Annotated in this window: 21 protein-coding genes and 4 pseudogenes; 18 read left to right on the top strand and 7 right to left on the bottom strand. The window is 69.1% G+C overall.

The genetic code is table 11. The features are described from left to right. The 7 genes and pseudogenes from H7965_RS30955 to H7965_RS16290 form a co-directional block, all read left to right on the top strand. Nucleotides 1-112, top strand: a pseudogene (locus tag H7965_RS30955) (IS630 family transposase); the annotation flags it as partial. Nucleotides 113-145: 33 nt separating this feature from the next. Beyond that, complete coding sequence (locus tag H7965_RS16315; protein WP_186771652.1) at nt 146-1,006, top strand: SPASM domain-containing protein; 861 nt, start codon at nt 146-148, stop codon at nt 1,004-1,006. A gap of 3 nt (nt 1,007-1,009) precedes the next feature. After that, nucleotides 1,010-2,011, top strand: a complete 1,002-nt coding sequence (locus tag H7965_RS16310) for a Gfo/Idh/MocA family protein (protein WP_186771651.1) — start codon at nt 1,010-1,012, stop codon at nt 2,009-2,011. A gap of 44 nt (nt 2,012-2,055) precedes the next feature. After that, nucleotides 2,056-2,949, top strand: a complete 894-nt coding sequence (locus tag H7965_RS16305) for a glycine betaine ABC transporter substrate-binding protein (protein ID WP_186771650.1) — start codon at nt 2,056-2,058, stop codon at nt 2,947-2,949. Further along, entirely contained in the window at nt 2,949-3,566 is a 618-nt protein-coding gene (locus H7965_RS16300) for an ABC transporter permease (protein ID WP_186771649.1), read from the top strand. The genes H7965_RS16305 and H7965_RS16300 overlap by 1 nt, the downstream gene beginning before the upstream one ends. Continuing rightward, a complete protein-coding gene (locus H7965_RS16295; RefSeq protein WP_222440651.1) occupies nt 3,566-4,213 on the top strand; it encodes an ABC transporter permease in 648 nt (215 codons plus the stop codon). Before H7965_RS16300 ends, H7965_RS16295 begins: the two co-directional genes overlap by 1 nt. After that, nucleotides 4,210-5,133 carry an ABC transporter ATP-binding protein gene (locus H7965_RS16290; RefSeq protein ID WP_186771648.1) on the top strand — a complete coding sequence of 308 codons (924 nt, stop codon included), beginning with the start codon at nt 4,210-4,212 and terminating at the stop codon, nt 5,131-5,133. The genes H7965_RS16295 and H7965_RS16290 overlap by 4 nt, the downstream gene beginning before the upstream one ends. 320 nt (nt 5,134-5,453) lie before the next feature. Here H7965_RS16290 and H7965_RS16285 read toward each other — a convergent pair whose 3' ends face one another. The 3 genes from H7965_RS16285 to dctP all read right to left on the bottom strand — a co-directional run bounded on the left by H7965_RS16285 (nt 5,454) and on the right by dctP (nt 8,519). Further along, nucleotides 5,454-6,767 (bottom strand): TRAP transporter large permease, encoded by a 1,314-nt coding sequence (locus H7965_RS16285; RefSeq protein WP_186771647.1) that lies wholly within the window; start codon nt 6,765-6,767, stop codon nt 5,454-5,456. Next, entirely contained in the window at nt 6,764-7,315 is a 552-nt protein-coding gene (locus H7965_RS16280; protein ID WP_186771646.1) for a TRAP transporter small permease subunit, read from the bottom strand. Before H7965_RS16280 ends, H7965_RS16285 begins: the two co-directional genes overlap by 4 nt. 100 nt (nt 7,316-7,415) lie before the next feature. Beyond that, on the bottom strand, nt 7,416-8,519 hold the full coding sequence (dctP, locus tag H7965_RS16275) for a TRAP transporter substrate-binding protein DctP (RefSeq protein WP_186771645.1): 1,104 nt from the start codon (nt 8,517-8,519) through the stop codon (nt 7,416-7,418). A gap of 502 nt (nt 8,520-9,021) precedes the next feature. Between dctP and H7965_RS16270 the strand changes: the two genes are divergently transcribed. The 3 genes from H7965_RS16270 to H7965_RS16260 all read left to right on the top strand — a co-directional run bounded on the left by H7965_RS16270 (nt 9,022) and on the right by H7965_RS16260 (nt 10,164). Then, entirely contained in the window at nt 9,022-9,228 is a 207-nt protein-coding gene (locus H7965_RS16270; RefSeq protein WP_186771644.1) for a cold-shock protein, read from the top strand. Between the two features lie 412 nt (nt 9,229-9,640). After that, on the top strand, nt 9,641-9,853 hold the full coding sequence (locus H7965_RS16265; protein WP_186771643.1) for a hypothetical protein: 213 nt from the start codon (nt 9,641-9,643) through the stop codon (nt 9,851-9,853). A gap of 131 nt (nt 9,854-9,984) precedes the next feature. Beyond that, a complete protein-coding gene (locus H7965_RS16260; RefSeq protein ID WP_186771642.1) occupies nt 9,985-10,164 on the top strand; it encodes a hypothetical protein in 180 nt (59 codons plus the stop codon). Nucleotides 10,165-10,238: 74 nt separating this feature from the next. Here H7965_RS16260 and trhA read toward each other — a convergent pair. The 3 genes and pseudogenes from trhA to H7965_RS16240 all read right to left on the bottom strand — a co-directional run bounded on the left by trhA (nt 10,239) and on the right by H7965_RS16240 (nt 13,272). Then, nucleotides 10,239-10,795: pseudogene (gene trhA, locus H7965_RS31980) on the bottom strand (PAQR family membrane homeostasis protein TrhA). 484 nt (nt 10,796-11,279) lie between these two features. Beyond that, a complete protein-coding gene (locus H7965_RS16245; protein WP_186771639.1) occupies nt 11,280-11,753 on the bottom strand; it encodes a DUF2267 domain-containing protein in 474 nt (157 codons plus the stop codon). Nucleotides 11,754-12,201: 448 nt separating this feature from the next. Next, nucleotides 12,202-13,272 (bottom strand): SDR family oxidoreductase, encoded by a 1,071-nt coding sequence (locus H7965_RS16240; RefSeq protein WP_186771638.1) that lies wholly within the window; start codon nt 13,270-13,272, stop codon nt 12,202-12,204. Between the two features lie 146 nt (nt 13,273-13,418). Between H7965_RS16240 and H7965_RS30950 the strand changes: the two are divergent. From H7965_RS30950 to H7965_RS16215, 6 genes and pseudogenes are all read left to right on the top strand, one after another. Continuing rightward, nucleotides 13,419-13,657, top strand: a pseudogene (locus tag H7965_RS30950) (ISAs1 family transposase); the annotation flags it as partial. A gap of 85 nt (nt 13,658-13,742) precedes the next feature. Beyond that, on the top strand, nt 13,743-14,477 hold the full coding sequence (locus H7965_RS16235; protein WP_186771637.1) for an ABC transporter ATP-binding protein: 735 nt from the start codon (nt 13,743-13,745) through the stop codon (nt 14,475-14,477). Continuing rightward, nucleotides 14,477-15,208 carry an ABC transporter permease gene (locus tag H7965_RS16230; protein WP_186771636.1) on the top strand — a complete coding sequence of 244 codons (732 nt, stop codon included), beginning with the start codon at nt 14,477-14,479 and terminating at the stop codon, nt 15,206-15,208. Before H7965_RS16235 ends, H7965_RS16230 begins: the two co-directional genes overlap by 1 nt. A gap of 4 nt (nt 15,209-15,212) precedes the next feature. Then, entirely contained in the window at nt 15,213-17,162 is a 1,950-nt protein-coding gene (locus tag H7965_RS16225) for a GldG family protein (RefSeq protein WP_186771635.1), read from the top strand. 4 nt (nt 17,163-17,166) lie between these two features. After that, nucleotides 17,167-18,240, top strand: a complete 1,074-nt coding sequence (locus H7965_RS16220; RefSeq protein WP_186771634.1) for a DUF4340 domain-containing protein — start codon at nt 17,167-17,169, stop codon at nt 18,238-18,240. Then, entirely contained in the window at nt 18,237-18,686 is a 450-nt protein-coding gene (locus tag H7965_RS16215) for an NUDIX hydrolase (protein WP_186771633.1), read from the top strand. The genes H7965_RS16220 and H7965_RS16215 overlap by 4 nt, the downstream gene beginning before the upstream one ends. Nucleotides 18,687-18,936: 250 nt before the next feature. Here H7965_RS16215 and H7965_RS16210 read toward each other — a convergent pair whose 3' ends face one another. Next, nucleotides 18,937-19,803: a CHRD domain-containing protein gene (locus H7965_RS16210; RefSeq protein ID WP_186771632.1), complete on the bottom strand. Its 867-nt coding sequence runs from the start codon at nt 19,801-19,803 to the stop codon at nt 18,937-18,939. Between the two features lie 449 nt (nt 19,804-20,252). Here H7965_RS16210 and H7965_RS16205 point away from each other — a divergent pair, with 449 nt between their 5' ends. Together H7965_RS16205 and H7965_RS31975 are read left to right on the top strand one after the other, a co-directional pair. Beyond that, entirely contained in the window at nt 20,253-21,245 is a 993-nt protein-coding gene (locus H7965_RS16205; protein WP_186771631.1) for a Bug family tripartite tricarboxylate transporter substrate binding protein, read from the top strand. A gap of 70 nt (nt 21,246-21,315) precedes the next feature. Beyond that, nucleotides 21,316-21,717: pseudogene (locus H7965_RS31975) on the top strand (tripartite tricarboxylate transporter substrate-binding protein); the annotation flags it as partial. Nucleotides 21,718-21,747 lie beyond the last annotated feature (30 nt).

Here is a 21,747-nt window from a genome sequence, read left to right as displayed (position 1 = left end):
CGCCGCGCGGACCATCGACGGGCTCTGGGATGCCATCCGCGACGCCCTGCCACGCTTTACCCCGGAAGAGTGCCGAAACTACTTCACCGCCGCAGGCTATGAACCAGAATGATCGGATTCCGCCCTAGGGCTCTACACCAAGGGGTTGCGCTTCGACGCGGCCTGCGCCGATGCGGTGCTGCAGGGGGAGGCGGAATGCTTCGTCACCTTCTCCCTCGATGCCTTCAACCGCGAGCAGTACCGCAGGCTGCATGGCATCCGCCCGGGCGGCGCCGGCCGTGGCGAAGGCACCCCCGGCGAGGATTACTTCGAGAAGGTCACCGCCAATATCGCCGCCGCCTATGCCGAGAAGCGACGCCGCAACGCCCGCGCCGAGCTGCGCATCGCCATCCTGCTGTTTCGCGAGGCTCTGGGAACGGACCTGCCGGCGGCGATCCGCCCACTGACCGAAATGGCCGACCTGGTTCGCGTTGCCGTCGCGCAGGAGCGCAACGACGGCCACCGGCCGGAGAATCTGCCCGAGGCGCGGGCGGCTTTGCTGCACGATTTGGCCCTGCGCTTCGCCGGCAACCCCAAGATCCGGGTGTTGGAGGATACCGCCGACCCGGCGCGCGACCGCGGGTTCCGCTACTGCCACACCCAGCGATTTCAGGTGACCATCGACAAATCCGGCAATCTCTATCCCTGTCCGCAGGTCGCCGTGAGCCCCTATGGCCATCTCAGCTTCGGCAATCTGCGCGACGCACCGCTTGGTGAACTGCTGCGCTCACCGGCCCGGCAGAGGATGTTCGGCTGGGAGGTGAATGCCATGCGCTGCCGCATCTGCGACCGCAAGGACGAGGCCATCAACCGTGCGGTGGACCAGCTGGACCGCGCAGCGGCACCAGCGCCGCTGCGTCATGACGACAGCCCTTCCCCCCCGCCCCTGCCGCGGCGGCCGGACGATGCTCCGCCGCTGCGTACGGCGCCCTCGGCAGCGCCAGTGCGGCGCGGCGACCGGCTTTAGCCGATGGGGCTGCTGAGCTGGGGCATTCTCGGCACCGGGCGCATCGCCACCCAGTTCGCGGCCGCGCTGGCCCACTCGCGGACCGGCGTCCTGCGGGCGGTGGCCAGCCGCGGCGCCCTCCCGCCGGCCGATCCGGCTTTCTCCGGCGCGCGCTTCCACCATGGCTATGCCGCGCTGCTGGCCGACCCCGCGGTGCAGGCGGTGCATATCGCCACGCCGCACCCGAGCCACGCCGAGTGGGCGATCCGTGCCATTGAGGCCGGCAAGCACGTGCTCTGCGAGAAGCCCCTGGCGATGTCCGCGCCGGAGGCCGAAATGGTGATCGCGGCCGCCCGCCGGCACGACGTCTTCCTGATGGAAGCCTTCATGTACCGGACCCATCCGCAGACCCGGCGGCTGGTGGAGATGCAGGCCGCCGGCGCCATCGGCCGGCTACGGCTGATCCAGGCGAGCTTCGGCTACTGGAAGCCCTTCGACGCGGCGGGGCGGTATTTCAATCCCGTGCTGGGCGGCGGTGGCATCCTCGATGTTGGCGGCTATTGCACCTCCATGGCGCGCCTGCTGGCCGGCGTGGCGGCGGGTCAGCCCTATCTCGACCCCGAGGCAGTGCAGGCCGCCGCCCTGCTGGGCCGCAGCGGCGTCGACGAGGTGGCGGTGGCGACGCTGCGCTTCCCCGGCAAGGTGCTGGCGCAGCTTTCGGTCAGCGTCGCCCTGCCGCAGGAAAACAAGCTGCGGATCTTCGGCACGGAGGGCTGGATCGAGGTCGAATCCCCCTGGTTCTGCGCCGGGAAACAGGGTGGCCGAGCCAGCCTGATCCGGCACGACACCGCCGGCCGCGCCAGCGTCACCACCGTCGAGACGCCCGATTGGCTCTACGCCATCGAGGCCGATGCGGTGGCAGCCGGCATCCCCAATCGCCAGGCCGCCTGGCCCGGCATGCGCTGGGCCGACAGCCTCGGCAACATGCGCACCCTGGATGCCTGGCGGGCGGCGATCGCCGGCTGAACATTGACGCATCCTTCCGCCACCGCTTGCGTTAGGCTGGCGGCATGGCTTCCGCTGCTCCCCCGGGGCCGGGCCGTCGTGCCCTGCTCGTTCTGCCCTTGCTCCGGCCCGGCATCGCCCGGTCGGCGCCGCTGCTGCGCGTCGGCTCGAAGAACTTCACCGAGCAACTGGTGGTCGGCGAGCTTTTCGCCCAGGCGCTGGAAGCGGCGGGGGCCAGGGTGGAACGGCGGCTCAACCTTGGCGGCACCGCCATCGCCCAGCGGGCGCTGACCAGCGGCGAGATCGACCTCTATCCCGAATACACCGGCACCGGCCTCGGCGTGGTGCTGCGGCAGCCGCCGGAGGGCGATGCCGCCAGCATCCTCGCCCGCGTCCGCGCCGGCTATGAGGCGGAATTCGACTGCACCTGGCTCGATCCCTCAGGCATCGACAACGGCAATGCGCTGCTGGTGCTGCCGGCGACGGCGCGGCGGCATGGGCTGACGACCCTGTCCGACCTCGCCAGGGTGGCGCCGCAGCTCACCCTGGCGGCGGGGAATGAATTCGCCGACCGCGCCGATGGGCTGCCTGGGCTGCGACGGGTCTATGGCATGGAATTCCGCCGCTTTCGCCAATTCGCCGCACTCGGCCTGCGCTATGCCGCCCTGGCGCATGGCCAGGCGGATGTGGTGAACGCCTATGCGACGGATTGGCAGATCGCGGTTGGCGGCTACACCGTGCTGCGCGACGACCGCGGGCTCTGGCCGCCCTACCAGCTTGCCGCGGTGGTTCGGCGGGCGGCGCTGCGCGACGTCCCTGGCTTGGCCGATCCGCTGCTGGCGATCGGCGCACGGCTCGACAATCCGGTGATGCAGGAGCTGAACCGCCAGGTGGACCAGGATGGCGACGAGCCGCGCGAGGTGGCGGCGCGCTTCCGCTCGGCCCAGGGCCTCGGCTGATGCGCTGGACCATGCGCAACCTCGACACCATCCTCGCCGCGACCCTGGCGCATCTCGGGCTGGTCTTCTCCGCCATCGCCCTGGCGCTGCTGCTGGCCCTGCCGCTCGGGCTGCTGGTGGCGCGGCGGCCGCGGCTGCAGGCGGCGCTGCTGGGCACCGCCTCGCTGCTCTACAGCCTGCCGACACTGGCGCTGTTCGCGCTGCTGGTGCCGGTGCTCGGCCTCGGCTTCTGGCCGGCGCTGGTGGCGCTGGTCAGCTACGCCGTGCCGGTGCTGCTGCGGGCGCTGGTCGCAGGGCTGGCCGGTGCCCCGCCGGCGACACTGGATGCGGCGGATGGCATGGGGCTGACCCCGGCACAGCGGCTCTGGGAGGTCGAGTTGCCGCTGACGCTGCCGGCGCTGCTCGGCGGGCTGCGGGTGGCCTCCGTCACCCTGGTCTCGGCGGCGACAGTCGCCGCCTATATCAGCGCCGGCGGGCTTGGCACGCTGATCCTGACCGGGCTGGACCAGGGGCATACCGAAAAGATCCTGGTCGGCGCCGGCATCGTCACCCTGCTGGCGCTGCTGCTCGATGCGGCGCTGGGCGCGGTGCAGCGCCGCCTGCCGGCGGTCGCCTGATGCAGGTGCTGGCGGATGCCTTCGCCTGGCTGCGCGCCAACCCCGGCGGCTTCGCCGCGGCAGTGGGCGAGCACCTGCTGCTCTCGCTGGTGGGGCTGGCGATCGGCATCGCCGTCGCGCTGCCGATCGGACTGCTGGTGGCGCATCGGCCAAGGCTGGCGGAAACGGCCATTGCCGCGGCCGGGGCCGCGCGCACCATCCCGAGCCTCGCCGTGCTGGCGGTGCTGCTGCCGCTGCTCGGAGTAGGCTTCACCCCCTCGGTGCTGGCGCTGGCCCTGCTGGCGCTGCCGCCGGTACTGGTGAACACCGTGATCGGGTTGCGCGGCGCCGATCCTGCGGCGGTGCAGGCGGCGCGCGGGCTGGGGCTGACCGCCACGCAGCGCACCCTTCAGGTGGAGCTGCCGCTGGCGCTGCCGCTGATCTTCGCCGGGCTGCGCATCGCCGCCGTGCAGGTGGTTTCGGCCGCGGCGCTCGCCACCTTCATCGGCGGCGGCGGGCTGGGCGACCTGGTCACCCAGGGGCTGGCGCTGCTGGATACCGGGCGAATGCTGGTCGGCGCCGTGGCGATCGCGGCGCTGGCGCTGCTGACCGAGGCCGGCTTCGGCCTGCTGGAACGCCAGCTCGCGGCGCGGAGGGTGATGGCATGATCCAGCTCGAAGGCCTGACCCGGCGCTGGCCCGGCACGACCGGCGCCGCGGTCTCCGACCTCGACCTGCATGTGCCGGAGGGCACGAGCTGCGCGCTGATCGGCCCCTCCGGCTCCGGCAAGACGACCACCCTGCGCATGGTGAACCGGCTGATCGAGCCCAGCAGCGGGCGCCTCCGCATCGCCGGCGAGGATGCGTTGCGGCAGGACCCGGTACGGCTGCGGCGCGGCATCGGCTATGTGATCCAGGAGGTCGGGCTGTTCCCGCACCGGAGCATCGCCGAGAACGTCGCCACCGTGCCCCGGCTGCTCGGCTGGCCGGCGGCACGCATCGCCGCGCGAGTGGAGGAGGTGCTGGCGCTGGTCGGGCTCGACCCGGCACGCTTCGCCGCGCGGCGGCCGCACCAGCTTTCCGGCGGCGAGCGCCAGCGGGTCGGCGTCGCCCGAGCCCTGGCCGGCGACCCGCCGGTGCTGCTGATGGATGAGCCCTTCGGCGCGGTGGATCCGGTGCGCCGCCGCCAGTTGCAGGAGGAGGTGCTGCGGCTGCTGAAGCAGCTGCGCAAGACCGTGCTGGTCGTCACCCATGATGTCGAGGAGGCGGTGCGGCTTGGCGATGCGGTGGCGGTGTTGCGGGACGGCCGGCTGGTGCAGCACGCCCCGGCCGCCGAGCTGTTGGCGAAGCCGGCGGATGGCTTCGTCGCCGAGTTCCTCGGCAGCGACCGCGCACTGACCCGGCTATCCTTGTTTCCCGCGCGCGTCGTACGCGGCGAGGCCGCGGCCCCCGGCGCGCCGCTGCCGGCCGGATCGACATTGCGCGATGCGCTGGCCGAGATGCTGGCGCGCGGCACGCGGGCCGTGCCACTGGCCGAGGGGGGATCCGTGACGCTGGAGCGGCTGTTGGACCACGCCGCACCCGGCTGAGCCCGCCGGCGCGCCCGGGAGGTTCGCCCCCAGCTTCCAGATCCGAAGGAGGGGGGCGCCGCCATATGGTGGCCCTGCCCACCAGAGGCGTTGTGGATCGGCCGCCATGATGGACTCTGAACCGGAACCGATCCACCGCAGTCGCCAGGCTACGTCGCCCGCGGACCAATTCGACAGGGGCAAATCAAAGCCCCTGAAGACGAGCCAGCCTTGAGTCGCATGCGACGGGATGCACCAAAGCCCAGCCGCATCCATCACGACCGCGCCCAACTCGGCCCGGAGCGCGCCGGGCCGATAGGGCTGTCCAGCGCATCAGCGCATCAGCGCATCAGCGTGTAGGGAAGCCAGGTGATCAGCTCGGGGAAGATCATCATCAACGCCAGCGCCAGCGCCTGAAGCGCCACAAAGGGCCCGACCGAGCGATAGATGTCCGCCATGGTGACGTTCGGCGGCGCCACGCTGCGCAGGTAGAACAGGTTGAAGCCAAAGGGCGGGGTGAGGAACGCCATCTCCATGTTCACCACGAAGAGCACGCCGAGCCATACCGGGTCGAAGCCAAGCTGGACCGCGATCGGGAAGAAGAGCGGCGCGGTCAGGATCATGATGCCGATGGGATCGAGGAAGCATCCCATGATGATCCAGATGGCCTGCATCCCGATCAGCACGCCCCACCTGCCGCCGGGCAGCAGCGACAGCGCATCGCGGACCAGCTGGTCGGCGCCCACCGCCGCATAGAGCGAGGTGAAGATCGCGGCTGCGAAGACGATCCACATGACCATGCAGCTCAGCCGCAGCGTAATCTTGCAGGACTCGTAGACGGTAGGCCAGGTCAGTCGCCCCCTCACTAGCGCGCAGAGCATCGCGCCGAAGGCCCCGAGGCCGGCCGCCTCACTCGGCGTCGCCGCACCGGCGATGATGCTGCCGAGCACGACCCCGACCAGCAGGATTGGCAGGATGACCGAGCGTAGCGCCACAAGCTTCTCTGAAAAGCTTACGCGCTCACGCTCGGGAACCGCAGGGCCGAGATGCGGCCAGATGGCGGATACGATGAGGATATAGGTAGTAAATAGGGCGACGAGCACGAGGCCCGCGGTGATGCCGCCCAGGAACAGCATGCCAACCGAGGTGTTGGTGTAAAGGCCGAGCACGATCATGAGGACGCTGGGCGGGATCAGCACGCCGAGCGCGCCGCCAGCAGCGATGCAGCCGAGGCTTATGCCCTTGTCGTACTTATGGTTCAACATCGACGGCAGCGCCACCAGCCCCATCGTCACGGTGGCGGCACCGCTGACGCCAACCAGCGCGGCGAAGATGGTGCAGACGAGGACCGTGCCGACGGCGAGGCCGCCACGGACCGCGCCGAGCCATTTCTGCATCATGGCGTAGAGGTCACTGGCGATCCCGGAGCGCTCGAGCATTGCCCCCATGAAGATGAACATGGGGATTGCCAGCAGGACGAAGCTGGTGGCCGAGCTGAAGGTGCGGATCCCGACGGCGTAGAGCGCGTCCGGCCCCCACAGGAAGTAGGTGCCGATGACCGCGGAACCACCGAGCGAGAAGACCAGCGGAACGCCGGCCACCATCAGGAGGAGGAAGGAGCCGAAAAGGAGGACGGTGATGAGTTCGATGCTCACAGCGCCGGCTCCTCTCCAGCCATACCCTTGTGCTCGGGAAGCAGCACCTGTCCCGTGAAGGCCATGTGGAGGTCGCGCACGAGCTTGGCGATGGCCTGCAGCAGGATCAGCGCCGCGCCAATCGGCAGCGCGAGGTAGACGGGGAAGAGCGGCGGGCTCCAGTCCGAATTGGCGCGCTGTCCGGTCTCCCAGGCTTCGTAGGTCATTACCGCGGTCTCGCGGAGCAGCACGACGCAATAGATGATCACGAAGCCGGCGGTCAGGACGTCGAGAATCGCCTGCGCACGCGCGTTGAGCCGTGCATAGACGATGTCCATCGCCACATGGTCGCGGTGCAGCAGGGTGTAGCCGCCGCCGAGCAGGATGTAGCCCGCGAAGACATAGCCGACGAGCTCGTTGCTCCAGGTGGTGGGCGCCTGCAGCACGTAGCGCTGGAACACCTCCCAGACGACCAGCCCGATCAGGCCGAGGAGGGACACGGCCGCCAAGCGGCCGATGGCGCCGTTCAGCGCCTCGATCGCCTGAACGGCGAGCTGGTAGGCTCTCATCGTATGATCCTTGGGAAGGGCGCGTGCACAGTCAGGGGCGGCTCTGGAGAGCCGCCCACGATGGCCTGCGTGGCAGGGGGCCTGGGACGGTCAGCCGCGACTAGATGTCGGCGGGGCGGAGGCCGAGGGTGTCGCGCGTTTCGAAGATGATCTTGAGTACGCGCTGTGTGTCCTCATCCTTCCCCGCCATGCGCTCGAGCGCCTCGCTCGAGATCCGCTGCATCGTGGCGATGTCCTCGGGCGGCAGCGAGGAGAACTTGACCCCCGCCTGCCTCATGACACTCACGGCCTTCGCGCTGTTGATCGTGGAGGTCGTGGCACGCTCCACCGCGTAGATGCGGGTTGCCAGGTTCATCGCCGTCTTGAGGTCATCCGGCAGGCGGTTGTAAGCCCGCATGCTCATGAACTGGTCCTCCATGTCGAATTTGATGATGGACGGACCGAGGTAGAATTTGGCGACCTCGTGCAGCTTCACCGCCACGAAGCCGTCCGGCGAGCCCCAGTTGGAAGCGTCGATGACGCCGGTGGACATCGCGGTGTACTGCTCCTCGCCGGGAACCGTGACGATGCTTGCCCCCTGCGACTTCCAGATCTCGGCACCGAGGCCGAAGCTGCGGATTTTGACGCCGCTGAAGTCGGAAAGCCGGCGCAGCTCACGCCGCGACATCGTCGCGCCCCACTCATCCGAGTAGACGGGCCCAAGGAAATGCACGTTGTGCTTGGCGAAAGCGGCGCGGACGATACTGAGCAGTTCGGTCTCGTGCCAGAGGTAGTCATAGTGGTCGAGGGCGGAGAAGGCGAAGGGAATGCCCCAGGTCCAGAGCGTGAAGGGGATCTTGCCCCGCCAGTAGACCTGCGCGCCGTAACCGATGTCGACGACGCCCTTGCCCACCGCATCCAGCATTTCGAAGGTCGGCACCAGCGCGCCGGGCGGGAAGGGCTGGATCTGAATGCGCCCGTTCGAGAGCTCGGCCACGCGCTTCACGTAACGAGGCACGAGGACGTCCCACTCGGTCGTGCCCGGCCCGAGGAAGGACTGCATGCGGAAGCGGAATTCCGCCCGCTGCGCCTGCGCGCCTGTCGAGAGGCCGGCCACGGCGGCGAGCGACGCGCCTGCCAAGCCCGCGCGGACGATATGCCGCCGGCGGATCGCCGCACCGCCGATCTTGTGGACGACGCAGTCATTCTTGTCGCGATTGGTCATTAATTCCTCGGACGTTTCCCAGCATCAACCAGTTAAAGGCGTGCACAGGGGGCCAAGCAACATCCCCACGAGCCGATCACGCTTGCGCTTCCCGGCCATTGGGACGGAGGGAGGTCCCCTGTGATCCTATATTATTGCGGCCGAGACTAAGCTGGCCGCGACGCAGGCGCAACCGTCGCGGACAGGCCGGTTTGAACCGCCTTGGCTCCGCTGGAAGCTGGTGGCGTTCCACCATGTGCGGGCGGCGGCCAAGGACGTCACACCTGGTAGCCACACACGGCCCAGAGCGTTTGGCTCGGACAAGCCAAAACATTGAAACTGCCGCAGCCAGGGCTTGTGCGGCGGCTACAGACACCCCATTTCGCAGCTCTCAGCCTCGTTTGGTTCGGCCTGCTCTCCCTGCTCGTGATGCGAGTGCCGAGCCCGGTGTCCGTCTCCCCTCGAAGTATGAACCGCCCCGCGATCCCGTGGGGCGGCCCTCTTCCATGAATGGAACACCGCCATGTCAATCGGCACCGTGAAATGGTTCAATGCGACCAAGGGCTTCGGCTTCATCCAGCCTGAAGACGGCTCGAAGGATGTCTTCCTGCACATCTCCGACGTCCAGCGCGCCGGGCTGCAGGAGCCGCGCGAGGGCGACAAGCTCGAGTACGACCTCCAGCGCGGCCAGCAAGGCAAAACCTCGGCCGGCAATCTGAAGCTGGCCTGACGGATGTGCAGCGGGGCGGCGCTTGTCGTCCCGCTTGCAGACGGAGAGGGCGCTGTAACGGCTGCCCCTTTGCTTCCGGCCACCCTGCGGGTCCAACCGCGGGCCGCTTGGGCCTTTGTGGCGTTTGCGAAGGCTGAAGACATCGAGGACGGCGTGCGATCCGACGCCGCGGGGAAGGACAAGGTGAACTCAGTATTTTCTCGAGCCTCGACCAGGCTCCACGCTGAGGCCGCTTCCACTGCGTCGCCACACCTCTTCGTCCCCCCTTGGGGTCCGAACCTCTTGGGCTGACGTTGGGCGAGATTCGCCGGATCGTTCTCGACCTCATCGGCTGACGAAAAGGTGGTGGGGCGTGCGGGCCGCCCGGCCACTTGGTCCCTGCGGGACCAGACCCGTCCCGCGAGGATTACTCATGCAACCCCACGGCTTCTCGGTCGGCCAGAGCGTCGAGCTCTTCGTCGGCAGGTATGATGGCAACACACCGCACGGAGCCTACACGATCCTGCGCCTTCTCCCGAACGACGGCACCGATCGAGAATACCGCGTGCGCCATCAGCGCGACGGGCATGAGCGCGTCGTGCGGGAGAGCCAGCTCCGCCCCGGCCAGGCTTCGTTCTTCCGCTAAGATCGCCTCTCGGCAGGCTATGGCCCGCTGCTGTCCCGCCAGATGCGGCGGATTGGCCGCCGTAGCTGTGGCCGATGACAGCCGAGGTCACTGCCTCGCGCCGGGCGAGGCCTAGATTGCAGGAACATACCGTGGTTCAGAGCAAGAAGAAGCCCGAGGCTACCGCTCCGGTCACCGAGGCGGAGGTGGAGTACCTCTCGAAGCGGCACCGCCTGTCCCCCGCCATCGTGCGGGAGATCATCCGCCGCATAGGCTCGAGCGAGCGCGCGGCAGTCGAGCGCGAGATCCGCAAGGGAATGGCGCGGCGCTGAGAGCCTGGCAATGCGACCCGTTGCGAGGGGCGTAAAAATCGACTGTAGCCGTGCCGAAGGCCAGACCACCGCAGTCAACTGGCAGTCTGGGCAAGGCGGAGGATGACCGCGTAATGGCACCCCGCGGCCGCGACGACCAGGGCGTGCCAGAGGGCATTGTGGTAGCGCAGCCGCGTCGAACGGTGGACAATGATGCCGAGGCTGTAGAGCAGGCCTCCAGTGACCAGCAGCCATAGATCCAAGGGCGGGAGCGCCGCCATCAGCTGGTCAAGGGCGACAATTCCTGCCCAGCCGAGCAGTAGGTAGGCGAGGATCGAGACCTGCTCGAACCTAGCCGGCGCCAGCAGCTTGAGCGCCGCTCCAAGGACCGCGCCGGTCCAGATCACGCAAGCAGGGCCGAGCCCCAGGCGCCACCGATGCCAATCCCAGCGATCGGTGTGTAGGTACCGGCGATCATCGCAAAGATCGCGGCGTGATCCAGTCGGCGCAGCAGTGCCCTGCGTCGGCCACGGCCGGCCATGTTGTAGAGCGCCGAGCAGCCGAGCATCGCCAGCAGCCCTGCGGCGTAGAGGCCGAGCGCGATCGCGGAACCGGGGCCGACGGCCCGCGGCAGGGCCGCAGCCGCCAGCACGGCGCAGGCCAGGAGCGCGCTGGCGAGGCCCAGAACGTGCACGGCCGCATCGGCGATCCATTCGTTTCGTTCGTAATGTGGAACGTCGTCTCGGTGGCCGATCACCTCCGAATGCCCGCGCCACGATGTCACCCCAGGTGAGGGAACAGGTTGTGGGTGAGCGCCATGGTTCGTTCAAGCGCTGCCCCGGAAGAATGCGCCCGTCGCGCGGCACTCGGATGCATCCATACCTGCTGCTCGCCCATATCGCGCCAAGTGGTCGAGGTCCTCGTCCTCGAAGCAGTATTTCAACTTCGGGGTCATCACCTCCCGCACCTTGGCGTCGAGCCCCTTGCCTGGGCCACACGTCGTCCTGGCCAACCGGCAATGCGCCTGCATGGCATTTGGCCATGCTGTACGCCGCCTGCTGGATGCTGCCATTGGCGCTGGCGATGCGCGCATTGCGCGTCGTCCTGTCGCTGATCTTGGCCGCATCTCTCCTGCGCTAGCTTGCCTGGCGGGCAGATGTTGCGGCCGTGTCATTCGCCTCGAAGGAGCCGAGCCAGAACGCCCGCACCTCCTCCGGCAGGGCATTGATGACCTTCCTGACCTGGCCGGGATCGGCATGGCGGGCGAGCGTGCGGAAGACCGCCAGGGTAGCGTCCCGGACATTCACCGGACGAATGCCCTGCAGCCCGTCCCCGACCCGCCCCAGGAACTCGTCGAGTGTCCGAAGCCGCTCCGGTTGCCCGGCTGGATGCCACTGGTCGTAGTACAGGCCGCGCACCAGCAGCGGCAGTTGCGCGCCGAGATGCGCAGCCAGTTCGAGCGGCAGGCGGTCGCGCAACGGCCGCAGCACGGCGCCGAGCGCGTGCCAGGCGACCTGCCGGTCCGGGCCAAGTTCGGCCATGATCTCGTCGAGCCAGATGTTCGTTGTCTGCAGCGTCTTGTCGAAGACGTCGAGCCCGGTGGATGGCATGCGTCCCTCCCTTGTCTCGACCGGGGTGTCCGGGTCGCGGGCGTGACGGCGCTCCTGCGCCATCGCGGCGGCCCAGGCGATCAGGGGCGAACGCTGATCGGCGGGGCGCAGTTCGTGGCGGTGCTATAAGAATTGCCTGGATCAACACCGCCGGCGTCAGCGCGATCGGCGTCCTCACCGGGACGCCGGCCGAGGCGCAGACCAGGTCATCCGGGCCAAGCTGCTGGGCTACCTGCACAGTGCCCATGCGGTGTTACCGCAGTTCCCGCGCCGGCGCTCGGGCGTGCTGATCGACACCATCTTTCGGCGGCCGGCAGTGCCAGCAATCCCGGCCAGCGTGGCGCGGCCGCGGCGGTGCTCGCCGCCGCCGTCATCGGTGGGCTCTACCTGCTCAACATCGGGGGGCGTGCGGCGACGGTGGCCGCGCGCCTCAATCCGCCGGGCCAGCTCAGGGGGAGGTTCTCCCCCCGGTGCTGCCGAGCACGTCGCCCGAGGCGTAGCTCGCCTGCGGCGAAGCGAGCAGCACATAGACGGGCGCGATCTCCGCGGGCTGGCCGGGGCGGCCGAGCGCCGACTGTGCGCCGAACTGCTCCAAGGCCTCAGGCATCTGGCCGCCGCTGGGCTGCAACGGGGTCCAGTATGGCCCGGGCGCCACCGCGTTGACGCGGATGCCCTTCTCCGCCAGCTGCTTCGCAAGCGCCTGGGTGAAGGCCACGATCGCCGCCTTCGTCGCGGCGTAATCGAGCAGCATGGCCGGCGGATCATAGGCGACGACCGAGGCCGTGTTGATGATGACCGCCCCCGGCGGCAGGTGCGGCAGGGCCGCCTTGGTGATCCAGAACATCGCATAGGTGTTCGTCTTGAAGGTCGCGTCGAACTGCTCGGTGGTGATGTCCGCGATGGATGTCTGCGCAGTCTGCCTGGCCGCGTTGTTCACCAGGATATCGAGGCCGCCCAGCTCCCGCACGGTGTCGGCGACGAGCCGCTGGCAGAAGGCCTCGTCCCGGATGTCGCCAGGCAGCGGCACCGCCTTGCGGCCGGCCGCGCGGATGAGTTGCACGACCTCGCGCGCATCCTCCTCCTCGGCAGACAGGTAGTTGATCGCGACATCCGCGCCCTCCCGCGCGAAGGCAATGGCGGCGGCGCGGCCGATGCCGGAGTCACCCCCCGTCAACAGCGCCTTGCGGCCCGCGAGCCGGCCGGAGCCGATATAGCTGGTCTCCCCGTGGTCGGGCTTTGGATCCATCCGGGAAGCGAGGCCAGGCCAATCCTGCGTCTGGCGCTTGAACGGCGGGCGCGGATAGGCGGTCCGCGGGTCCTCCAGGCTGCGGGGAGCAACCGATGGCGCCGCACCGGCCGGGCCGCCCTGCTGCTGGGCCGAGGCCGGTACGCCGGCGGCCAACAACGCCGGCGCCGCGACCAGGCCGGTGCCCACGCCACCCAGAACATTGCGGCGCGAGGACTCTTTCGCACCATGCTGCTGCCCGGTCTGGGGCTGGATTGGCTCGTCCTGCGGCATCGGCGTGCTCCTGGCTGCGGTAAGTGCGAAGGGGAAAGTCCGGAGGATGCCGCAGTTCCGCCCGGTACCGGGACGGCCTGCCCTCGCCGCCTCGCAGCGACCGCCAGCGCGTCCCGCCTCCACCAAGCCCGACGACGCCACTCTCTCAGGCGGTCCGAGCGCATGAAGCCATCGAGAACAGCCTCAACTGGGCTCTCGGTGTCGGCTTCGACGAGGACCGCGCCAGAAACCGCCGCGACAGCAGGCCGGAAAACCTCGCCATCCCGCGTAAACTCGCCCTCAACCTCCTGCAGGCCGCCAAACCCGGCATCTCCATCCGGCGCAAGCGAAAACGCGCCGGATGGTCCATGACTTCGCCCGCTCCGTCGTCAGCCAAATGCGATAGCCTGCCCGAATGCAGCAGGGACTTGCAAAGGTCGGGCGTCCTTGTACATCCAGGGGCCCTGTCGGGGGACATGGGGGATCGCTGCTTGTCCGCGCTGATCGAGATCGAGCGTTTGACCAAACGCTTCGGCGGCTTCACCGCCGTGGATGACGTCTCCTTCACCGTCGGCCGGGGCGAGGTGCTGGGCTTCCTCGGCCCCAATGGCGCCGGCAAATCCACCACCATGCGCATGCTGGCCGGCTTCATGCCGCCGACATCGGGCACCGCCCGCATCTGCGGCGCGGATGTGGTGGACCAGCCCGTGGCGGCGAAGCGGAATCTCGGCTTCCTGCCCGAAGGCGCTCCTACCTATCCGGAGATGACCGTCACCGGCTTCCTCGCTTTCGCCGGCCGCATCCGCGGCTTCAAGGGCAGCGAGCTGGATGACCGCGTGGCGCATGCCATGCTGCTGACCCAGCTTGAGGGCGTCCGCCTGCAGCCGATCGAGACCCTCTCCAAAGGCTTCAAGCGCCGCGTCGGCTTGGCCCAGGCGCTGTTGCACGACCCGCCGGTGCTGGTGCTCGACGAGCCGACGGACGGCCTCGACCCCAACCAGAAGCACGAGGTGCGCGCGCTGATCCGCCGCATGGCCCCGGAGAAGGCGATCATCATCAGCACCCATATCCTGGAGGAGGTCGGCGCCGTCTGCACCCGCGCCATCATCATCGCCAATGGCCGCGTGGTGGTGGATGCGCCGCCCTCGGTGCTGGAGGAGCAGGGCCGCAGCCTGGACGAAGTGTTCCGCCGCCTCACCCTCGGCGCCACGGCGGAGGCCGCCTGATGGCGCCCGCCCTGATCGTCGCGCGGCGCGAGCTGGCGGGGTATTTCGCCACCCCCGTCGCCTATGTGTTCATCGTCATCTTCCTGGTGCTCGCCGGGGCGCTGACCTTCGCCATGGGCAATTTCTTCAGCCGCGGGCAGGCCGATCTGCAGCCCTTCTTCGCCTTCGTGCCCTGGCTGTTCCTGTTCCTGGTGCCGGCCCTGACCATGCGGCTCTGGGCGGAGGAACGCCGGCTCGGCACCATCGAGCTGCTGCTGACCCTGCCGCTGCCGCAATGGCAGGCGGTGGTCGGCAAGTTCCTGGCCGCCTGGGCCTTCTGCGGCATCGCCCTGGCGCTGACCTTCCCGCTGTGGATCACCGTCAACCTGCTCGGCCGGCCGGACAATGGGGTGATCGTCTCCGGCTATCTCGGCTGCCTGATGGTGGCCGGCGCCTATCTCGCGCTAGGCGCGGCGGTCTCGGCGATGACCAAGAACCAGGTGATCGCCTTCGTCCTGGCGGTCGCGCTCTGCTTCCTCTTCGCCGCCGCCGGCAGCCCGGTGGTGACCGATTTCCTCTCCACCCGCCTGCCGGTGCTGGCCGAGGTGGCGCGCGCGATCTCGGTCTCCGACCGCTTCGGCAGCTTCACCCGCGGCATCATCGCCGCCCGCGACCTGGTGTATTTCGCCAGCTTCATCGGGTTCTTCCTGTTCCTGAACGCGGTGGTGCTCGACCATCGCAAGGCGGATTGAGCGCATGAGCGACACCCGTCCTTCACCGCGCCCCGGGGCGCGCCGGCTATGGTCCTCCGCTCTCGGCCTGCTGGCCGCCGCGGTGCTGGCGGTCGGCATCAACATGCTGACCGAGCGGCTGCTGCCGCGCGCCCGCATCGACCTGACGGAGCAGCAGCTCTACACCCTGGCCGATGGCACGAAGCAGGTGCTGCGCGGGCTGAGCGACCCGGTCACCTTCCGGCTGTTCTACTCCCGCCGCCTCGGCGCCGAGATTCCGGTCTATGGCGCCTACGCCGACCGGGTGCGGGAGATGCTGGCGGAATACGTTGCGGTGTCGAATGGCAAGATCCGGCTCGAGATCTATGACCCCGAGCCGTTCAGCGAGACCGAGGACCGCGCCATGGCCTACGGCCTGCAAGGCGTGCCGGTCGACCAGTCCGGCGAGCAGGTCTATTTCGGCCTCGCCGCCAGCAACCTGGTGGATGACGAGCGGACCATCGCCTTCTTCCAGCCGGACCGCGAGCGCTTCCTGGAATACGATTTAACACGGCTGGTCTATGAGCTTTCCAATCCGACCCGCCCGGTGATCGGGGTGATGTCGCCGCTGCCGCTGAACGGCGACCCGCGGGCGATGATGATGCGCAACCCGGCCCTCGCCCAGCCGGCCGTCGTCATGCAGCAGCTCCGGCAGTTCTTCACCGTGCGCGACATCCCGCTGGATGCGCAGGTGATCGAGCCTGAGGTGCAGGTGTTGATGGTGGCGCATCCACAATCCCTGCCCGATGCCACGCAATACGCCATCGACCAGTTCGTGCTGCGTGGCGGCAAGCTGATACTGCTGATCGACCCACACAGCGAAAGCCAGGCGAGCCGCCCCGGCCCCACCGGCCAGCCGCCGACCGACACCGCCAGCGCCCTGCCGCGGCTGCTGAACGCCTGGGGGGTGGAAGCTCCGGCCGACCGGGTGGTGCTGGACCTGCGCGGCGCCTGGCGGGTGCGGGCCGGCGCCCAGGACCGGGTGCAGGCGGTGGACTACGTCGCCTGGTTCAACCTGCAGGGCGACAGCCTGAACCGCGCCGAGGTGGCGCTGGCGCAGCTGGAGCAGGTGACCGTCGCCTCGGCCGGCACCTTGCGCCGCCGCGACGGCGCGACTGTAGAATTCGTGCCGCTGCTGACCACCTCCCCCCAGTCGATGCTGGTGGAGGCGCAGCGGGTGCGGCAGGACCCCAACCCGACCCGGCTGCTCGCTGATTTCAGCTCGGGCAACGAGCGCCATGTGGTGGCTGCCCGCATCCGCGGCGAGCTGGCCACGGCCTTCCCTGACGGCGCGCCGCCGCCGCCCGAGGGCGAGGCTCGGCCGGAGGGATTCCCTGCCCATCTCGCCCGCAGCAGCGGCCCGGCGAATGTCGTCATCTTCCACGACAGCGACGTGCTGGAGGACCGCTTTTGGGTCCGGGTGCAGGAGTTCTTCGGCCAGCAGGTGGCGACGCCCTTCAGCGGCAACGGCAACCTGATCGTCAACACCGCGGATACGCTGAGCGGATCGGATGCGTTGATCTCGCTGCGCAGCCGTGGCGAATCGCTCCGCCCCTTCGAGCTGGTGGAGGGCATCCGTCGCGACGCCGATGCGCAGTACCGCCAGACCGAGCGCGCCCTGACCCAGAAGCTGGAGGAGACGGAACGCCGGCTGCGCGAGCTGCGCCAGGGGACCCAGGCGCCGGGCGGCGAACGCGCCGCAACCCAGACCGTCATCACCCCGGAGCAGCGGGCCGAGATTGACGCTGCGCGGGAGGAGATCATCCGCACCCGGCACCAGCTTCGCGCCGTGCAGCTCGACCTGCGGCGCGACATCGAGGGGCTGGAGACGGTGCTGCGGGTGGTGAATGTGGCGCTGGTGCCGGCGCTGCTGACGATCTTCGCCATCGGCCTGGCGGTGGTGCGCAGCCGCCGCCGCGCCGCGGCCCGGGCCTGACGCCATGAAACGTCGCAACCTGCTGCTCCTCGGCAGCACCGCCGCTGTCACCGTCGCCGCCTTCGTGGTCCTGACGCCGAAGAGCATCGAGCATCAGGAGGTCGCAACGGGTGGTCTTGCCTTCCCCGGCCTCGCCGACCGGCTGCAGGGCGCGGCGCGGATCGAGGTGCGCAAGCCCGATGCGGCGCTGATCCTGGTCCGCCAGGGCGAGGCCTGGCTGCTGCCGGAGAAGGGCAACTACCCTGTCCGCCCGGAGAAGGTGCGGGAGATGCTGGTCGGGCTGACCGAGCTGCGGCTGGTCGAGGCGCGCACCGCCGACCCCGCCCAGCTCGACCGCCTCGGCGTCGACGACCCGGCCCGGGCCGGCAGCTCCGCGCTGCTGCTGCGGGTGCTGGATGGCGCCGGCGCGCCGCTGGCTGAGCTGGTGGTTGGCCGCCGCCGGGTCCGCACCCAGGGCAATGTGCCGGAGAGCATCTATGTCCGCCGCCCGGCCGAGGCTCAGGCCTGGCTGGCCGAGGGCAGGCTGCCGGTGGATGCCGATCCACAGCTCTGGATCGACCGCGACCTCGCCAACCTGCCGCAGGACCGCATCCGCCGGCTGGAAGTGACCCGCGCCGGCGAGCCGCCGCTGGTGCTGGCCCGGGCGGAGGAGGCGGATGCGCGGCTGCGCATCGTCGAGCCGGCCGACACGGCCGCCGATGAGGTGGCAGTGGAGGAGGTGGCGCGCGGCTTCGAATACCTCACCTTCCTGGACGTGAAGCCGGCGGCGGAGATGCCCGGCATCGCAGCCGGCGAGGGCCGCTTCGGCCTGATCGAAGGGCTGACTGTGATGGTCGCCGGGAGCAAGGACGGGAATAATTTCTGGGTCCGGCTGACCGCGGAAGGCGGCCCCGAGGCGGAGCGGTTGAACACCCGCTGGCGCGGCTGGGCCTATCAGGTCGGCGATTGGAAGGAGAAGGCGTTCCTGCCGCGGCTGGCGGAGCTGCTGCCGCGCCCCGCCGAGCCGGCACCGCCGGCGGAGGCCGCCCCATCGGCGCCACCGGAAAGCCCTGCCCCGCTGGCTGCGCCGGCGCGATGAGCGACGCCGCCGACCGGCGCGACTACCCTACCCGGCCCTGGGTCGGCATCGGCGTCATCGCCTTTGACGGCGACCGCGTGCTGCTGGTCCGCCGCGGCAAGCCGCCACGGGAGGGCCAGTGGTCGCTGCCCGGCGGCGCCCAGCATCTGGGCGAGCGCGCCGAGGCCTGCGCCCGGCGCGAGCTCTTCGAGGAGACCGGCATCGAGGTCGGGCCGCTGGAGCTTGCCGCCGTCGTCGATGGCATCAACCGCGACCCGACGGGCGAGGTGCGGTTCCACTACACCATCATCGATTTCTGCGGCCACCGAAGCAGCGGCGAGGCACGCCCCGGCGACGACGTGGCCGCGGTGGCCTGGGCGCTGCCGGAGGAACTGCCGGGCTACGATCTGACGCCTGACGTACTGCGGGTGATCGCGGAGGCACGGGAAAAGCCAGCGCGGAAATGAGGGATCGCCCCCGGACCTCTACAGCGGATGCGTTCATGTCCGGGCCCGATCCGCTGTAGCCTTTGTCTGCAGAGCGGCTTCACGCCCCGAAGCGATCCGCTCTACGGTGGGCCGGCGATTTCCTCACGGCAGATGCGCCGGCAGGCTTCCGTGGCCAAGCCCGGAAATGAACACCCCTTCTCGCCACGGGTGTCACTCCTGCGGCCTCGGTGTTTCGGCCGGTGGCATGGCGCCGCAGGCCGAAACCCGGTTACCCCCAGACACCATCGGCGAAGGTCAGGCGGCCCTCATGCACGCCGAACTGCAGGAAATGCTCCATCGGGTTGATGCCGGCCGCCGCCACATCGCTGTAGGCTGCTAGGTAAGCCGAGCTATCGAACCAGACGGAGGGATCGCGCCCCTCGCGCGCTCCATGCGTCAGATAGTGCAGCATCGGATCGACGCCGGCCGCTGCGACATCGCGGTAGGTTTCGAGATACCCCGAGGTATCGAACAGCGCATTCGGATCGCGCCCCTCGCGCGCCCCGAACAGCAGGTAATGCGTCAGCGGATCCACCCCCGCCGCCGCTACGTCCGGATTGGCCGAGAGATAGTAGGCCGCATCGAAGAAGCCGGCGATGTTGTTCCCTATGTCGCCGGCGGAGACGAGTTGACCGCGGATCTCCCCGGAAGGAATGGCGCGGGAATGGATGTTGAAGTAGAGCGGGGCGTCCGCGCCGAAAGCTGTCGTACTCAAAGCATTGGCAAAGTTGGTGATGGAGACATTGGCGGGGTCGGTTGTTTCCCAGACGCCGCTGACCGTCCATGACTGGTCGGCATTGCGCACGATGCGCAGGTCGTCGTTGTCCTGAGCCGGACTGATCTGGCCGAAGACGACGCCGCCATTCGCGCCACGAAGCTGGTTGTGGTAGTGCATGCTGACGACATCATCGGCGGACGATGGCGTCTGTGGCGCGGTTCCTGTCGCGGGTCCGAAGTCCAGTCCGCGCACCATGTAGTTATAGGCCGCGCGATTGGTCGCCGCGTCCCAGATGACGGTGCCAAAGCCAGTCGCGGTGGACGTGTTTGGCGGCACCTCCTGACGCCCTGTGAGGCTGACGGTGTAGAGCTCGGTCATTCGCCTACCCTTCCGTTCTTTGTTGGAAACATTTCAGACCGCCGGCGAATGCATTGGGCCGCCGGTGTCCGGATGTACCTGCGCCTTGGACAACACCTGGTCGCCACACGCGCGTTGCAAGACTCGCAAAGGACCGCTTGGCATACAATAGTCTTCCGAATCCGTACCAAATGGACCGGATCGGCGAAGCCCATCCCGGTCCGCGGGTACGCCAATCCGCCCGCGACCCATTACCAGGCGGCGCTGCCTTCCACCTGACGGCGGCCTCCGCCTGCGGATCGTCGGAGGCCGATGAGCTGACGCGAAGGATTGATCGACTCCTGGCGCCAATCGTTGCCGTTCTCTGGGGGTGGGCGCGAGGTGGCGAAGCGGTTCCGTCAGAGCAGGCCCGAACCCGCTTCCATCCTGGGCGCTTGCCCGATCAGGCTTCCGCCGCAGGAGATTGAAGCATGCCGGGACGTCGCCACCTCCTCGCCGCCGCGGGCGCGTTGCTCGCCTGCCCGGCCCTCGCCCAACCCATCGCCGGCGGCCGGCCGATCCGCTTCATCGTTCCCTTCCCGCCTGGCGGCGCGGTTGACATCCTCGGCCGGTTGCTGGCCGAGCGGCTGACACCGGCGCTCGGCCAGAATGTGGTGGTGGAAAATCGCAGCGGCGCCGGTGGCAACATCGGCGCCGATGCGGTGGCCAAGGCCCCGGCCGATGGCAGCACCATTGGGCTGATCGGGGTGTCGACGCTCTGCGCCGCGCCCTTCCTCTACAAATCCATGGCATTCGACCCGCACAAGGACCTCGAGCCGGTCTCCGCCATCACCACCGGGGCGGTGCTCTGCGTGGTCAACGCCGAAACGGCGCGGAAGCACGGCTGGCACGATTTCGCCACGCTGATCGCCTGGGCGAAGGCGCATCCGGGCGAGGTCCGCATGGGCTCCTCCGGCACCGGCACAACCAGCCACCTGACCATCGCCGCGGTGAACCGCGCCACCGGCGCCGAGATCACCCATGTGCCGTATCGCGGCGGCGGGCCGGCGATCAACGACCTGCTGTCGGGCACCATCGATATGATGTTCGACGTCATGCCGGCGCTGATGCCGCATGTCGAAAGCGGCGCCTTCAAACCCCTGGCCGTCAGCAGCGCGCGGCGGCTGCCGATCCTGCCACAGGTGCCGGGCATGGCCGATCTCGCCGCACTCGGCCTCGGCGACCTTGATATCCAGAGCTGGAATGCGGTGATGACGGCTGCGGGCACACCCGCCCCGGTGGTGCAGCGGCTGGCCGAGGCGGTGCGGGCGGTCGCCGCCGATCCCGCCTTTGTCGAGCGGCTGCGGCCGCTCGGCTACACCGTCATGATCAGCGACACCCCGGCGGCGCTGGCAGCACGCATCCAGGCCGAGACGCCGCGCTGGCGGCAGCTGGTGGAGATCTCCGGCGCCCGACTTGATTGATGGATCACGCTTTCCATCGTGAAAGAAAAGCCGCTGGTGCTGATACGTCCCGGCCCGCCCTGGTGGAGCCTTGCCGAAATGGCCGCAGCGGCGCGCCCTTGGTGACACATCTGTTTGCCGGCAATCCAGATTTTGTGATCTCTTGGAATGCCTGCCGCAGATCCAGGGCGGCCGGCTACAGGCGCTGGCGGTGACCAATGCGGCACGCCACCCGCTGCTGCCCGAGGTGCCGACCACCGCCGAGGCCGGGCTGCCGCCGCTCCGCATCACCAGCTGGACGGCAATACAGGCGGCGCCGGCCGCGCTGCCGGCGCCGCTGGTCGAGCAGATCGCCGCCGCCATCCGCCAAGCCGCCTCCGAGCCTGACGTGGTGCAGAAGGCGACCAAGCTGGGCTTCACGCTGAACCCGCTGGATGTGGCGGCATCGCGTCGCTACGTCGCCGCCGAGGTGCAGCGCTACGCCCGGTTCATCGCCGAGGCGAATAGCCGCATCGAACAGGCC

Origin of the sequence: Siccirubricoccus deserti, assembly GCF_014283215.1 — a bacterium.
GTDB classification, from domain to species: domain Bacteria; phylum Pseudomonadota; class Alphaproteobacteria; order Acetobacterales; family Acetobacteraceae; genus Siccirubricoccus; species Siccirubricoccus deserti.
This window is presented reverse-complemented; position numbering and strand designations above follow the sequence as displayed.